General features: G+C 50.5%; 8 protein-coding genes. 7 read left to right on the forward strand and 1 reads right to left on the reverse strand.

Going from position 1 to position 15,574, the window contains the following annotated elements; all coding sequences use genetic code 11:
* Window positions 1-37: 37 nt before the first annotated feature.
* On the forward strand, window positions 38-3,646 hold the full coding sequence (locus R3187_RS15410) for an Ig-like domain-containing protein (protein ID WP_318968111.1): 3,609 nt from the start codon (window positions 38-40) through the stop codon (window positions 3,644-3,646).
* A gap of 72 nt (window positions 3,647-3,718) precedes the next feature.
* Window positions 3,719-4,927: an EAL and HDOD domain-containing protein gene (locus tag R3187_RS15415; protein ID WP_318967947.1), complete on the forward strand. Its 1,209-nt coding sequence runs from the start codon at window positions 3,719-3,721 to the stop codon at window positions 4,925-4,927.
* Here the strand turns inward: R3187_RS15415 and R3187_RS15420 are convergent.
* Entirely contained in the window at window positions 4,920-6,032 is a 1,113-nt protein-coding gene (locus tag R3187_RS15420; protein WP_318967948.1) for a GGDEF domain-containing protein, read from the reverse strand. The two genes, R3187_RS15415 and R3187_RS15420, sit on opposite strands and share 8 nt — an antisense overlap.
* Before the next feature lie 249 nt (window positions 6,033-6,281).
* On the opposite strand from R3187_RS15420, the gene R3187_RS15425 reads away from it, so the two are divergent.
* The 5 genes from R3187_RS15425 (at window position 6,282) to R3187_RS15445 (ending at window position 15,504) form a co-directional block, all read left to right on the forward strand.
* A complete protein-coding gene (locus tag R3187_RS15425; RefSeq protein ID WP_318967949.1) occupies window positions 6,282-8,243 on the forward strand; it encodes an alpha-amylase family protein in 1,962 nt (653 codons plus the stop codon).
* A gap of 2 nt (window positions 8,244-8,245) precedes the next feature.
* Window positions 8,246-10,732 (forward strand): TIM-barrel domain-containing protein, encoded by a 2,487-nt coding sequence (locus tag R3187_RS15430; RefSeq protein WP_318967950.1) that lies wholly within the window; start codon window positions 8,246-8,248, stop codon window positions 10,730-10,732.
* A 235-nt stretch (window positions 10,733-10,967) separates the two neighbouring features.
* Window positions 10,968-11,435: a hypothetical protein gene (locus R3187_RS15435; protein ID WP_318967951.1), complete on the forward strand. Its 468-nt coding sequence runs from the start codon at window positions 10,968-10,970 to the stop codon at window positions 11,433-11,435.
* A 293-nt stretch (window positions 11,436-11,728) separates the two neighbouring features.
* Complete coding sequence (locus R3187_RS15440) at window positions 11,729-13,312, forward strand: PAS domain-containing methyl-accepting chemotaxis protein (protein WP_318967952.1); 1,584 nt, start codon at window positions 11,729-11,731, stop codon at window positions 13,310-13,312.
* A gap of 107 nt (window positions 13,313-13,419) precedes the next feature.
* The gene (locus tag R3187_RS15445; protein WP_318967953.1) at window positions 13,420-15,504 is read left to right on the forward strand and encodes a glycoside hydrolase family 97 protein; all 2,085 of its coding nucleotides are present in this window, start codon (window positions 13,420-13,422) and stop codon (window positions 15,502-15,504) included.
* The last annotated feature ends 70 nt before the right edge of the window (window positions 15,505-15,574 follow it).

The following is a 15,574-nucleotide window of genomic DNA, read 5'->3' on the forward strand; positions in this document are numbered from 1 at the left end:
CAGTTTAAATGCAGCACTGCCGGCATTTAACTTGAGTGTGACCAACACTAACGATGCGCCGACCATCAGTGGTTCGCCTGTGCTGACCGTGGCGCAAGATAGCGCTTATACTTTCACGCCTACCGCGGCGGATGTAGATGCTGATACGACGTTGACGTTCAGCATCGCCAACAAGCCAAGCTGGGCCAGCTTTAACACCGTAACAGGTGCGTTAACCGGCACGCCAGGCAATAGCGATGTTGGTGTAACTAATGCGATTGTGATTAGTGTCTCGGATGGCAGTTTAAGTGCCGCGCTGCCAGCATTTAACTTAAGTGTAACTAACACCAACGATGCGCCAACGATTAGCGGCACACCGGCTACCACGGTAGATGAAGATACGGCATATTTGTTCGAACCAACAGCCGATGATGTTGATGCCGACACCACGCTGACATTTAGCATTACGAATAAGCCAGACTGGGCGGTGTTCAGTTCCAGCACCGGGGCTTTAACCGGCACGCCGACAAACGAAGATGTGACTGAAACGGCGGGGATCCTTATCAGTGTCTCTGACGGAGAATTATCAGCCAGTTTGCCGGCGTTTACACTGAAAGTGGTAAATGTTAACGATGCACCGGTCGCACAAGATGATAGCTACAGCCTGCCTATCGCTGCCGATAGTATCTATATCCTGGATGTGCTGTTAAACGACACCGATCCGGATGAAGATGCGCTGCAGCTTACCGCTGCCAGTAGCAGCGTTGGCCAGGTTACCATAGTGGATAACAGCCTGCGTTTTGCGCCGGGCGATAACTTTACTGGCCAGGCGAGCCTGCAATACCGGATCAGTGATGGTGAGTTAAGTGCCGCGGCCAAGGTTGAGGTGACGATTACCGGTGTTAATCCGTTAGCACCAACGATAACCATACCGCAGGATATTGACGTTAATGCCAGCGGTATGTTTACGAAGGTAAATTTAACCGGTGTGAGTGCGCGTGATGCAGAAGGTAATCGTTTAGCCGTGACGTTACTCAATGGCCAGCCGCTGTTTGCGCCGGGTAAACATCAGGCCTACTGGCAAGCGACCGATGCCAACGGTATCAGTCGCACCGAAACTCAGGTTGTGAATGTGCATCCGCTGGTATCCCTGAGCAAGTCTCAGCAAGTTAATGCCAATAGTGCTGTGACGGTAAAAGTATTACTTAACGGTGCTGCGCCGCAGTATCCACTTGATATTAATTACAGTGTCAGTGGCTCTGCAATGGCAATGACGGATCATGATCTGGCAAGTGGCACGGTGCAAATCACCAGTGGTAACAGTGCCGAAATACAGTTTAATGTGTTCGCGGATTTAGCGAGTGAACAAAGCAAAGACATCGTCATTACGTTGGATGAGAGCCTTAACCTGGGTGCAAATGCCAGCACGCGTATTACGGTAAGTAACGCCAATATTGCGCCAGAGTTAAAACTACAGGCCTCTCAAAACGGCGTGATCAGCAGCCAGCTAAGTAAAACAGCGGGGCTGGTTACGGTGAGTGGCGTAGTGTCAGATGCGAATGCATCAGACGCATTAAGCTTAACCTGGCAAGCGGAGACGTTAATCAACACGGCAACGTATCCGGCGCAGTTTGTGTTTGACCCTGCAGGTTTAGCAGCGGGAGTCTATAAGCTGACATTAACGGTCACCGATAACGGCAGCCCCGCCCTGAGCACCTCGCGCACCATTAACCTGTTGCTGGTAAACAGCCTGCCAGTGTTGGGCGATGGCGACAGCAATGGCAACTTAATACCGGATGTTGAAGAGGGTTTTGGTGATCGCGACGGCAATGGCATACCTGATTACCAGGACCCGGGTTTGTCGTGTAATGCATTGCCAGAAAAGTTGCAGCAGATATCCAGTTATCTGGCAGAAGCCGAGCCGGGCGTTTGTATATCAAAAGGGGCTACGTCTTTGCTTACCAATACGGGTGGCATTGAACTGGGCAACGACATCGTGCCGATGCTGGAGCCGGATATGCAAGCGACGAACACGGGCGGGATATTCGACTTTGAGTTATTGGATTTACCGCGAGCGGGCCAGTCGGTGAAAATAGTGATCCCACAGGTGCAACCGGTACCAGCCGGTGGTGTTTACCGCAAGTACACCGCAGCGGCTGGCTGGGCTAACTTTGTCATAAATGCTAACAATAGCGTTTTCAGTGCAAACGGTAACGCTGGTTACTGTCCGCCGCCGGGAGATGCAAGCTGGCAAGCTGGCCTGACTGAAGGCCATTGGTGTGTGCAGTTGGAAATTGAAGATGGCGGACCAAACGATGCCGATGGTATTGTGAACAACAGTATTGCGGACCCGGGTGGTGTGGCTGTGCTGTTTTCTGGCAATGCCTTGCCGTTAGCTGCGGCCGACAATTACAGCGTGCAGTGGAATGAAAGCCATGAGCTGGATGTATTAAGTAACGATAGCGACGCTGATAACGATACCCTGAGTATTAATCAGGTATCGGCCAACTTTGGTCAGGTCAGTATCAGCGCAGATAGCACCCAGCTTATTTACACCCCGGCAGTTGATTTTATTGGTACCGATACATTGGTGTATGGGGTAAGCGATGGCGAGGGCGGCACAGGCAGTGCTCAGGTGACTGTTGTGGTGTTCTTTAATCAGGCACCCCAGGTTATTGCTACAGCTACTGCCAGTACCAATGATCGTACCGCCATTAATATCAATGTATTAAGCAGTGCCAGCGACCCTGACGGCGATTCACTCAGTATTCTTGTAGCCTCTGCCGAGCAGGGCATGATCAGTATCACAGAAGGCATGCTGCGCTATGTTCCTAAAGCTGGCTTTGATGGTACTGATCGCGTGAGTTTTGTTATTAGCGATGGTCGCGGTGGTATTGCGCAAGGTGAAGTATTAGTCTCGGTTCAAGCGTATGAGGTGATTACGGTAGTAAATAAATCATCTGGTGGAACTGCCGGCATGTGGAGCTTAATGTTGTTAAGTCTGGTAGTGCTGCGGCGGTTTAAAGGCGCTGCAGTACTGTTTAGCAAAGGCTCTGCCGCCATATTGATGGTGTTAATGAGTTCGGTATTGCTTGTCAGCACGCCAACGGCGCAAGCGAAGGGCTTGACCCTTGATGGTTATATTGGTCAGAGCACGGCGAGCAAGTCTGCAAGTGATATTGCGGCTGGCTTGCCAGCAGAGGCAATGTTGCTGGACTACGACAACAGCGCCACCAGTTTTGCTATTGGCGGGAGCTATTCGTTGACGGATAAGCTGGCATTACAAGCGCATTACGTCGATTTGGGCGAGACGTCGTTCAGCATTCAAGCGGATACACTAAGTGCCGAGCAGCTACATCAACAAGTTTCAGCGGTGGATTCGTTACTGGCACAAGGTATTCGCAGCGGTCTGAGTTATACAGTATTGCAAGTGGAAGGCTGGTCAATGGCATTGCAAGGTGGTGTATTCAGCTGGCGGAGCAATAGCAGGAGTCAGCGTAACAATAACACCATTAACTCCAGTAAGTCAGACACCGATATTTACTGGGGCGCAACGGCAGGTTATGCGTTAACTGAGTCTCTGACGGTGCAGTTACAATACACCCGATATAACTTAAGCGGCAGTAAAGCGAATAGTGGCATGTTGGGCTTAAGTTATCGATTCTAACAGCGCACTTATGATTGTTATTGCAGTAAAACCGAATATACTGAAGTTCAGGATGTAAGGGAGTTACGCAGTATGTATGGTTATATTGCCCGCCAGCCCATTTTCTCTGCTGATAAAGCGGTATATGGTTTTGAGTTGCTGTTTCGTGATGGCGAAGCTAATAGCTTTCCGAATATTGATGCAGACGAAGCGACCAGTAAATTACTACTGCAGCACCATTTATTGCTGGGTGTCGAAAGTATCACCGGCAATAAGCCGGCCTTTATCAACTTCTCTGCCGACACCTTGCTCCATCGCTTTCCTACCTCTATTAACCCGGCCAGTACCGTTATTGAAATTCTGGAAACGGTTCCTGCCAGCCCGCAGTTGCTGGAGGTTTGCCAGAATTTGCACAGTCAGGGCTATAAGCTGGCGCTGGATGATCATGACTTTGACCCGAAGTGGGATGAGTTTTTACCTTATATCACTTACGTAAAGATTGATGTGTTGCAGTTTAACCTGCTGCAAATCAGCCGCTATCTGCGGCGAATCGCCGACTATCCGTTGGTGCTGCTGGCTGAAAAAGTTGAAACCGCCGAGCAGTTTGAAAAACTGAAAATGATGGGCTTTGTGTTGTTTCAGGGCTATTTATTTGCCCGGCCGGAAATGATGAAGCAAAAGCAGTTAAGCTCGAATAAGGCTAATTTACTGGCGCTAATTTCTGAGGCCTCGAAACCTGAGCTGGATTTTGAGTTGCTGGCCGGTATTTGCCAGCGCGATGTCGGCCTGTCGTATAAGTTACTGCGCTTTGTTAATAACAGCCAGTTTGCTGCCCGCCAGCCAATCAGCTCTTTAAAGCTGGCGATGGTGTCGATGGGTGAGCCCGAGTTAAAGAAATTTATTGCGCTACTGGCATTGGCTAATTTATCCGATAGTGCGCAGGATGACCGGCTGACAGTTGCCTTAATCCGGGCCCGCTTTTGTGATTTACTGGCCGAACAGAAGCATTTATCAAATAACCCACCCAGCGCGTTTTTAACCGGATTGTTTTCCAACGTGCATGAAATTATTGAGCAGCCACAACTATTAATGCTGGAGCAGCTGCCATTACAAGACGAGATAAAACAGGCGTTACTGACCCAAAGTGGTTTGCTGGGCCAGATGTTACAGCTGACCATGGCGTTTGAGCGCGGCGACTGGGAGACCACCGTAAACCTGGAGCAACAAATCAGCGGTATTGCTGAGCTGGCCGAGGTGTATCAGCAGGCAGTGCGCTGGGCAGACAGTATTCTGGTTAGTTAACTTCAGGCATGCTTCGCCAGTTCTCTGGCATACATATCCGGTTGCGGCCTTGTGCTTTAGCCTGATATAGCGCAGCGTCTGCTTTGGAAATAAGTTGGTCAAGATTATCACCAGTATGGTAACTGGCCACTCCAATACTGGCTGTCAGGGACAAGCCAGCAGCCGGTTTAAAGGGTTGCAACGCCAGTCGCTGACGGATCCGATCCGCTATAACGCCCGCCTCTGCCAGGCCGGTATCTGGCAGCAAGATCAGAAATTCTTCTCCGCCATAGCGCGCCAGCCAATCTTCCGCCCGCAATTCCTGCTTAAAACACTGGCTGGCATACAGCAAGGCCTGATCACCCGTCTGATGGCCATATTTATCATTAATTTTTTTAAAATAATCCAAGTCAATCAACAAAATACTAAATACCGAATGGTGGCGCGCACTGCTCCGGGCATGATTCAGCAATTGCTGCATCATCACGCGACGGGTCCATAAGCCAGTAAGGCTATCGCGATCAGCTAAAGCGCGTATTTTAGTCACCAGTCTGGCAAAGGCATTACCAACCAGGCTGACATTAATCACTACGGTCATTACCACAAAAAACCATAATTGGGGCAGTGCGTCCGGATGGGGTAGCGATAAATACTCTGGGTCAGCTTGTTGGTTTTGCCATAACAAACCAAAACGTAACATGAAAAATAGCGACATCACGTAAAAGGGGCTGCTGACTAACAGCGCCGCGCCAGTACTGAATTCCTGTTTAATTGCTTGATAATTAGCCCAGGCGGCATGGGCCAATAAACTGCTGGCAGCAGCGGAAAACACTAACCTGGCCAGCCAGACACTGTCGCTACCCTGATTGGTTAGCAGCAGGAACGCCAGTGCCAGGCCCAGGCTAAGCTGGGCCGAGCGGGCTGACCACTTTAATTTAAACAATTTAAGCAAACCGGCATAGCTGAAAAAGAAGCCGGTTAATACTGCGGCATCCGCCACAAACCAGAACCAGAAAGAGGGCTCACTGCTGCGTGCATTCAGTAATAATGTCCCCGTTAGTACCAGCAGATTGGCCAGGGCAAACCGGCGGCTGGCGCGCGGGCAAATGCGAACAACCCAGGTCATAAGACACCAACCCACGCATGCCACCAGGGAAAGCACCGCAATAAATAAAATTAAAAGCCTGGCTTCAGCAACTATTTCCATCAGTTCCCTCCATCGGGCCACTACTATAGCCAGCATCAAAACGAAAAGACAGTATTTACTGCACTGAGCACTATGGCTTTTTGCATACGTATGCACCAAAAAAAGGCAGCTATTAACAGTTATTCTGCGGTAACTTACTGGGTTAACACAGTGGCAGGGTAAACCGAAATGACGACTCAAGCTAAAATCAAAACTAATCCTTTTCGTCCATGCATTAATCTTTTGCTGGTGGCTTTCGCTGCGCTTAGCCTGACCAGTTGCGGTCAGCCGCCTGCCGAGCAAGCACCAGCGGTGGCTGAAGCTGAACCCGCAGTTGAACCATTTAAAGCCAGTCGCCATGGTAAACCAGTGGTGTATCAGGTATTTACCCGCTTGTTTGGCAATACTAATACCAGCAATCAACCCTGGGGTACTCTGGAACAAAACGGTGTAGGCAAGTTTAACGACTTTACCGATGAAGCATTGGCCGGCATTAAAGCGCTGGGTACCAGCCATATCTGGTATACCGGCGTGCCGCACCATGCAGTGATTAATGATTACACTGCTTATGGCATCAGCCTGGATGATCCCGATGTGGTTAAAGGCCGCGCCGGCTCGCCATATGCGGTAAAAGACTATTACAGTGTTAATCCGGATTTAGCAGAAGACCCGGCTAACCGGCTGGCGGAATTTAAAGCGCTGGTCGAGCGCACTCATAAACATGATATGCAGGTACTGATAGATATTGTGCCTAACCATGTCGCCCGCGATTACCAGTCACTGGCTAAACCCGCTGGGCTAAGCGATTTTGGCGCCAATGATGACAGCAGGGTTGAATACCAGCGCGACAATAACTTTTACTATGTACCGGGCCAACCGTTTCAGGTACCAGCCTGGCCTGACAGCTATAAAGTGTTAGGCGGCGAGCCGCATCCGCTGGCCGATGGCCGGTTTAGCGAGAACCCGGCGAAGTGGACCGGCAATGGCGCCAGGGCAGCGCAGCCGGCCTTTGATGACTGGTACGAGACGGTAAAAATTAACTACGGCGTGCGGCCCGACGGCAGTTACGATTTTGACCGGCTGCCGGCAGATTATGCCGATAAAGACTGGCAGGCCCATTATCAGTTCTGGCAGGGTAAAGACGTACCGGATTCCTGGCAGAAATTTCGTGATATCACCTTGTACTGGCTTAATTTCGGGGTAGATGGCTTTCGGTACGATATGGCCGAGATGGTGCCGGTAGAGTTCTGGAGCTATTTAAACTCGCATATTAAACAGCTTAACCCGGATGCATTCCTGCTGGCAGAGGTATATCAGCCTGATTTGTATCGCGACTATATCAAGCTGGGATTAATGGACTACCTGTACGACAAAGTGGAGTTTTACGACAGCTTAAAGCTGGTGATGCAGGGTAAAGGGCCCACGTCGGCCCTGGTAGCCACCCAGCAACGGATGGGCGATATTGAGCAGCATATGCTGCATTTTCTGGAAAACCACGACGAGCAGCGTATTGCCAGCCCAGAATTTGCCGGCGATGCCCGCAAAGGTATGCCAGCAATGGTGGTGTCGGCGTTAATCAGTACCTCGCCTACTATGTTGTATTTCGGTCAGGATGTCGGCGAGCCAGGCGCTGAAAATGCTGGCTTTGGCAAACCGAGCCGCACCAGCATTTTTGATTATATTGGCGTGCCGCATCATCAGCGCTGGATGAATGATGGTAAATTTGATGGCGGAGCGCTTAGCGCCGATGAAGCAGCACTGCGTGATTTTTATGTCAGGTTAATGCAGTTCAGCGCTACCGCGCCGGCGTTAATGGGCGACTACTTTGAGCTGCACAGTGCTAATCTGGCCAGCAACAGTGCTTACAGCGAGCAACAACTGGCATTTGCCCGCTACACCGGGCCCCAACAGCAAAACGCCCAGCAATTACTGGTAGTCAGCAACTTCAGTTCTGAGCAGGCCGCTGAATTTGAGCTGATTGTTCCAGCTGAATTGATTAGCCAGTGGCAGCTCAGCGATGGCAACTATAGCCTGGCAGGCCAGTTAACAGACAGTATGGCTGAACTGCGGGTTACAAATGGCGTGGGGCAGGTTAATATTGCCTTGCCGCCGCTGGGCTCAGTGGTGTATCGCGTGCAGTATCAGGAGTAATCATGCGCTATTTCATTACATTCAGCCGCTTGCTGGCGGCGCTGGCTTTAACTGTGACAGGGCTGGCTGCGACAGGGCTGGCTGCGGCTGACTATCAGTCGCATCGTCAGCTCGGGAATCAGTTATTGTTAACCACCAGCGATGGCGAGCTGGCCATTACCTTTTTTCAGTCGCAGGTTGCTGAAGTGCATTATCAGAACGCCGGGGTAAAACAATTACCCTCGTTCACCATTGGTACTGCACCGGCGCCACTTACGCTAACGGTGGCCGATAATGGTGATCACCTGCTGTATCGTTCAGCAGATATGCAGATTAAAATTGCCAAATCACCGCTTAAACTGAGCTTTTATAAAGGCGGGCAGCTGATCACCGAAGAGCAACCGGGCTTTTTCCATGGCAAGGAGCAATTGGGTTTTAAATTCCGCTTAACCGAGCAGGAAAAGCTGTTTGGCGCCGGCCAGCGGGTGCTGGGCATGGACCGGCGTGGTCACCGTCTGCCGCTCTATAACAAAGCCCACTATGGTTACAGCACTGAGTCTGAGCAAATGTATTTCAGCCTGGCCGGGGTGATGTCGAGCAAGAAATATATGTTGTTGTTCGATAACTCGGCCAGCGGCCATATCGATTTAGGTAAAACCGCCGCCGATACCCTGGAATTCAGTGCCGTCGGTGGCCGTAGCGCCTATATTGTGGTGGCCGGCGACAGCTTTCCCGAGCTTATCGATAATTACCTGACCGTAAGCGGCAAGCCGCCACTACCGGCGCGCTGGACATTAGGCAGCTATGCCTCGCGTTTTGGCTATCGCAATGAGGCAGAAGCAAGGGCTGTGGTGCAAAAATACCGTGAACTGGGCCTGCCGCTGGATGCGATAGTGCTCGATTTATACTGGTTCGGCCCGGATATCAAAGGCCATATGGGTAACCTGGCCTGGGATCGCGAAGCGTTTCCTGAGCCCGAGCAAATGCTGGCCGATTTTAGAGCCGATGGCGTCAATACCATACTGGTGACGGAGCCATTTGTGTTAACCAGCTCAAAACGCTGGCAGGAAGCCGTGGCCGCCGATGTGCTGGCTAAAGCGCCGGACGGCAGCCCTAAAATCTTTGATTTTTACTTTGGCAATACCGGCTTAATTGACGTATTTAACCCGGTGGCTGCCGACTGGTTCTGGCAAATTTATAAAGACCTGGCCGAGCAGGGCGTGGCCGGGGTCTGGGGCGATTTAGGTGAGCCGGAAGTGCATCCGTCAGACACCCGGCACCTGCTGGGCACGGCCGATGAGCTGCACAATGCTTATGGCCATCGCTGGGCCGAGCTGGTGTATCGCGGCTATAAGCGTAACTTTGCTGATACCCGGCCCTTTATTATGATGCGGGCCGGCAGCCTCGGTTCACAGCGCTATGGCATGGTACCCTGGACCGGCGATGTGGACCGCAGCTGGGGCGGCCTGCAACCGCAGGTAGAATTAGCACTGCAAATGAGCCTGTTTGGCTTTGGCTATATTCATTCTGATTTAGGCGGCTTTGCCGGTGGCGAAACCTTCGACCCTGAGCTGTATATCCGCTGGTTACAATACGGCGTGTTTCAGCCGGTGTACCGGCCACATGCCCAGGAGCATATCGCGCCAGAGCCGGTGTTTCACAGTAAGCAGGTTATCGATACGCTGCGGCCCTACCTGAACCTGCGTTATCAGTTGCTGCCGTATTTATACACCATGGCCTGGCAGCATAGCCAGACCGGTATGCCACTGATGCGGCCGTTGTTTTTACTCGATGAAGACAAACGTAATTTTATGGACGAAACCAACAGCTACCTGTGGGGAGATGCCTTTTTAGTGGCACCGGTTACTAAGCCTGGCGTGCGCAGCTGGCCGGTCAATATGCCGGATGGCGTCTGGTTCGACTTTTTCAACGATAAGCGTTATCAGGGCGGTGAGCTGACAGAAGTACCGGTCAGCATCGATACCATACCGGTACTGGTAAAAGCCGGCAGCTTTATACCCATGGTTGAGCCGATGGCCAGTACCAAAGACTACAGCTCACAAAAGCTTACCGTACACTATTATGCCGATAGCTCTGTTAGCTGCAGCAAAGGCCAGATGTATGAAGACGATGGCAGCAGCACCAACAGCATTGAAAACGGCAACTATGAGTTATTAAACTTTTATGCGCTGGATTCTACTGGTGAAAATGCTTCAGCTCAGGGCGGTGACAGCGGCGAAAACAGCCTGAAGCTGGAATTTAGCCGCAGTGCTGGTGAGAATGGTGGCGATTACAGCGGCAAACCCGAAAGCCGCGAGCTAACAGTCGTGCTGCACAACCAACCAGCCAAAGCCGGCCGGATAACAGTAAATGGCCAGTTTATCGCCATCGTCGCCCAACCCCAGCGTTTCGCCCGCCAGCAAAATGTCGCCTACTACGATAAAGCCAGTAAACAGTTAAAAATTAAAACCGACTGGCAAGGCGATAAGCTGCAATTGCAGGTGCGTTAAGCCACGAACAACTTCCTTTTATAAGTTAGCTGTGCCAAACAACAACCTGAGTTTTTACTGAGGTTGTTGTTTGGTCGGTTCTCCTTTCGTTGTCCGTACCAAATATCACACCACAAATATATTGATTTGCTTAAACTTATTGTGTAACTTCAATTCGTTTATAAAAAGTTAATTTTGGTTTTCGTGATGTAAAATCGCGGCTGTTGCAAATCTTTAGGTTGTTAAGGAAGAAGAGATGAAGAAAGTTCTGGGGATTGTATCCTTTGCCTTGTTGGCAGGATGTGCGTCAACTAATTATTCAGAAATTAACGATAGCCAGGCCGTTATTAGCAATCTGACAGTGTCTGAGCAGGGTAAAGCTGGAACTGACAAGCATCAGTTAGATGTGAAATTCGATTACAGCATTCAGGACTATAAAGATATTTCCGGGTTATATACCTGCTCAGTCCTGTTTGCGAGCTCTGAGGGTACACTGATAACGACAACTAAAGAGAAGGCGCCGTGCAAGATTGATTCAGAAAGTGGTTCGGTAGCAATAAAGTGGGACACGCCGTTCTCAACGAGTGCCCGGTATTCGCCAGCAGAGTTGAATACAATGCAGGTACCGCTCAAATACCTCGTCGCTATTCATCAGAATAAGACAAGTAATACCAATGTAATTATCGGAATGAGTGAGCCTCTTTATCTTACACCGGAAATATAACAATTCACGCCGCGCAGCGGCGCAATTGGCAGCAACTGAGCGTAACAAAGCCTTACCCAAACCTTTGATGCTGCGATGATTCTGCTTATTGCTTCGCCGTTTAAATAGATATAAATGATTTGTTTTATCCAAATTTTTGTTCCTAAATAAGAATCTCAGGCTGTTAAGTTTTAATTCAGCGAGTTTGGCTAGAATGCGCCGCCTTGGGATTTTTCTATATCTGCTATAGTTAGTTACCTCAGATTACATCAACGCTATTTAAATTTCTGCCTACCAATCTTTATAAGGATTCCATGCGAGTTAATCAGCCTGTTACCCAAAAAGAACATCAGTTCCCTGCCAAGTACCGTCTTATTTCGGGCACAGATAGCCAGGGCAATATCATTTATTGTAATGATGAGTTTGTTGAGGTAAGTGGTTATCGCCGCGAGCAGCTGATTGGTCAGCCACACAATATGATCCGCCACCCCGATATGCCGCCTGCGGTGTTTAAAGAGATGTGGCAGACCATTGCATCAGGCAATGTCTGGATGGGGCTGGTAAAGAACCGGCGTAAAAATGGTGATCATTACTGGGTAAGTGCCTTTGTTACTCCGGTATATAGTGCCAGTAAAATCGTGGGTTATGAATCGGTTCGCGTGGTGGCGCTGCCTGATGAAATCGCCCGGGCAGAACAGGCTTATCAGCGTATCAATGCTGGCAAAACAGCGATATCACGCTGGGTTACTTTGGGACATAAGATATCAGTAATGATACCGGTCGTTATTCCTGGCTTACTGACAACGTTAGCTATCGGCTACTTATCATCTGTAGGTAGTGCTGCTGTGGTGCTGACGGCAACGGCAGTATCAGCGGTTTGGCTGATGCTAAAGCGGCGCAGTGAATGGCTGTCACTGCTGGATATCAGCCCGGAGTCTTATAGCAACGTTATGGTGGCGCAAACCTATTTCAGTGACGATGCCAGCATGGCCCGCGCAAAGCTGGCACTGGCTTGCGAAATTGCCAGAAGCCGAACAGCGCTGACCCGGATAGAAGATGCTACTGTCACACTGGACAACATTGTTACTGCAACCTTAAAAGAAACTAAAATAACTTTCGGGGCAACCGAGCATCAGGAAAATGCCACCCAGCAGGTTGCTTCCGCCATCACCGAGATGTCTGCCGCCATTCAGGAAGTTGCCGGGAATGTTGAAGCCAATGCGCAAAGTGCTAAAAATGCCCTGAATAACGTCAAAGACGGCGCTGTGTTGGCAAAAGACGCCAAAACGGCCATTGATCAGTTAAGCGACTCGGTGGCATCAATTGCCAAAACTGTCAGGGAGCTCTCTGAGTCAACCACTGAAATTGGCCAGGCGGCATCAATTATTTCATCGATAGCCGATCAGACCAATTTACTGGCACTTAATGCGGCGATAGAGGCAGCCAGAGCCGGTGAGCAGGGCCGCGGTTTTAGCGTTGTTGCCGATGAAGTGCGCTCTTTAGCGTTAAAAACCCGCGAATCGACAGACAAAATACATAAAATCGTTGAAGTGCTGACCCAGCGGGCAAGTAATGCAGTGAAGGTATCTGAAGCCGGTGAAAAAGCGGCAAGCCGTGGGGTGGATATTGTTGAACAAACCCGGCAGGCACTGGACTCTATTAATACCGCAGTCGGTCAAATCACCGAGTCAACTATGCAGATGTCTGCTGCGGTTGAAGAGCAAAGCACCGTGGCTGAACATATTAACCAGCAGGTTGTTGAAATAGCAGACGGCGCTGCCAGTACTAAAACCTCAGCGGGAAACTCGTTGCAAGCCAATAGCCGCTTAAGCGAAACCGTCGCAGATGTCCGCTCTATTATTAAACGTTTTACCGTGCGTGGTAACAGCTCAAAATAATAGTTTTTGGGGAATGACAGAGGGCAGCAATTGCTGCCCCGGTTGGCAAGCATAGCCAGTGCTGGTCTGGGCAGTAGCTGAATACGTATGCAGCGGCGGCAAATGGCTTGCTGCAAACCGGTGCAATGCTCTACGGTGAAACCTTTGCCACTGTACCGGAAAAGCTTATGCGCCTGTATCATGCCTTGTGTCTGCTGTTTGCCATTATTACTTGTTGGTCGCTGTCTGCGGCTACGCTTAGTGTTATCTCGCCGGATGGCAATATCGAACTGACACTGGATGATAGCAACCTCAACTATCAGGTGCAGTTTAACGACCAGCAGGTTATTGCGCCCTCAGCGCTGGGTTTCCGGTTTTTGCAACTGCCGGCCATCGGTAAGGGCTATAAAATCGTCGGCCATAGTCGCAACAGCGTCAATCAGCGCTGGCAGCAGCCGTGGGGTGAGCGAGAAACGGTAATTGATCACCATAATGAACTTACCGTTACCTTGCAGCACCCTGAGCGGCAGGCATCCTTCACCCTGCGCTTTAAACTGTTTAATGACGGCCTGGGTTTTCGCTATGAGGTACCCGCGCAGGGCGTGGCAAAGCTGGATATAATTGACGAGCTGACCGAGTTTCGCATTACTGATGCCAAACAAAGCACTGCCTGGTGGCTCCCGGGCCGCGGCTGGAACCGCTATGAAATGCTGTACCGGACCACAGCACTGAATGAGGTTGACCGCGCCCACACCCCATTTACCTTTAAATTGCCAACCGGTGTGCATCTGAGTATTCATGAAGCTGCGTTGGTCGACTTTGCCGCTATGGTGCTGGATCAGCAGCGCGATGGCGTATTAAAAAGTGATTTAACCCCCTGGTCGGATGGGATCCGGGTAAAAACCGATGGTAGCTTTACCACGCCGTGGCGGACAGTCCAAATTGCTGATACAGCCGTCGGCCTGCTTAATTCAGATTTAATTTTAAATTTAAATGAGCCGAATAAACTGGGTGATGTGTCCTGGGTAAAACCGGGTAAATACGCCGGGATCTGGTGGGGCATGCACCTGGCAACCCAAACCTGGGGCAGTGGCCCTAACCATGGTGCCACCACCGAAAATACCAAAGCCTATATCGATTTTGCTGCTGCCAACGGTTTTGATGGTGTGTTGGTAGAGGGCTGGAACCTGGGCTGGGACGGCGAATGGTTTTTAAACGGCGCGGTATTTAACTTTACCACCCTATACCCCGACTTTGATCTGGCGGCGGTAACCGCTTACGGTGCTGAAAAAGGCGTTAAATTAGTGGGCCATCATGAAACGTCCGGCCATATCAGCAACTACGAAGCACAAATGGCCGATGCGTACGACCTATATGCCAGACACGGGGTCAGCCAGATTAAAACCGGCTATGTTGCCGATGGTGGCCTGGCTACCCGTATTGATGAAAATGGCATTGAGCGCAAAGAGTGGCATGACGGCCAGTTAATGGTAAACCACTACCTGCACTCGGTAACGGAAGCCGCGAAACGGCAAATAAGTATTAATACCCATGAACCGATAAAAGATACTGGCTTGCGTCGCACCTATCCAAACTGGATTAGCCGCGAGGGCGCCCGGGGCCAGGAATACAATGCCTGGGGTTCGCCACCTAACCCGCCGGAGCATACTGCTATGTTACCATTTACCCGGATGCTGTCCGGGCCCATGGATTTCACCCCTGGCATTTTTAACCTGGCGTATAACGGACTGGATGCGGAAAATCGGGTACAAACCACTCTGGCTAAGCAATTAGCGCTTTATGTGGTGCTGTACAGCCCTATTCAGATGGTGGCCGACCTGCCCGAACACTATGATGCCCACCCCAAAGCCTTTCAGTTTATTAAAGATGTCCCCGCTGACTGGGCAGAAAGCAAAGCGCTGCAAGGCGAAGTTGGCGATTTTGTGGTATTTGCCCGCCAGGATAAACACAGTAACGACTGGTACTTAGGAGCACTAACTGACGAGCAGCCGCGCACGTTGACGGTAAAACTCGACTTTCTGCCCGCCGGTAAACGCTATAGCGCGCAAATTTACCGCGATGGCAAAGAGGCTGACTGGCGCACTAAGCCCTATCAGATGATTATTGAGCAGCAAAGCGTAACCGCCGCCGATAGTATTACCCTGCCACTGGCCGGCAGTGGCGGCGTGGCTATTCGCTTTAAGCCAGAATAAACGCAGTAAAAAAGGCCTGGCATGTGCCAGGCCTTATTATAAATTAAGCGTAGAGTGGGATGTTAAGCAT

Origin of the sequence: Arsukibacterium sp. (assembly GCF_033721375.1) — a bacterium.
GTDB lineage: Bacteria > Pseudomonadota > Gammaproteobacteria > Enterobacterales > Alteromonadaceae > Alishewanella.

Excerpts from the sequence above, each read along its gene's own strand:
- R3187_RS15415 (WP_318967947.1), top strand. The coding sequence starts at position 3,719 with ATGTATGGTTATATTGCCCGCCAGCCCATTTTCTCTGCTGATAAAGCG.
- R3187_RS15420 (WP_318967948.1), bottom strand. The coding sequence starts at position 6,032 with ATGACCTGGGTTGTTCGCATTTGCCCGCGCGCCAGCCGCCGGTTTGCC.
- R3187_RS15425 (WP_318967949.1), top strand. The coding sequence starts at position 6,282 with ATGACGACTCAAGCTAAAATCAAAACTAATCCTTTTCGTCCATGCATT.
- R3187_RS15430 (WP_318967950.1), top strand. The coding sequence starts at position 8,246 with ATGCGCTATTTCATTACATTCAGCCGCTTGCTGGCGGCGCTGGCTTTA.
- R3187_RS15435 (WP_318967951.1), top strand. The coding sequence starts at position 10,968 with ATGAAGAAAGTTCTGGGGATTGTATCCTTTGCCTTGTTGGCAGGATGT.
- R3187_RS15440 (WP_318967952.1), top strand. The coding sequence starts at position 11,729 with ATGCGAGTTAATCAGCCTGTTACCCAAAAAGAACATCAGTTCCCTGCC.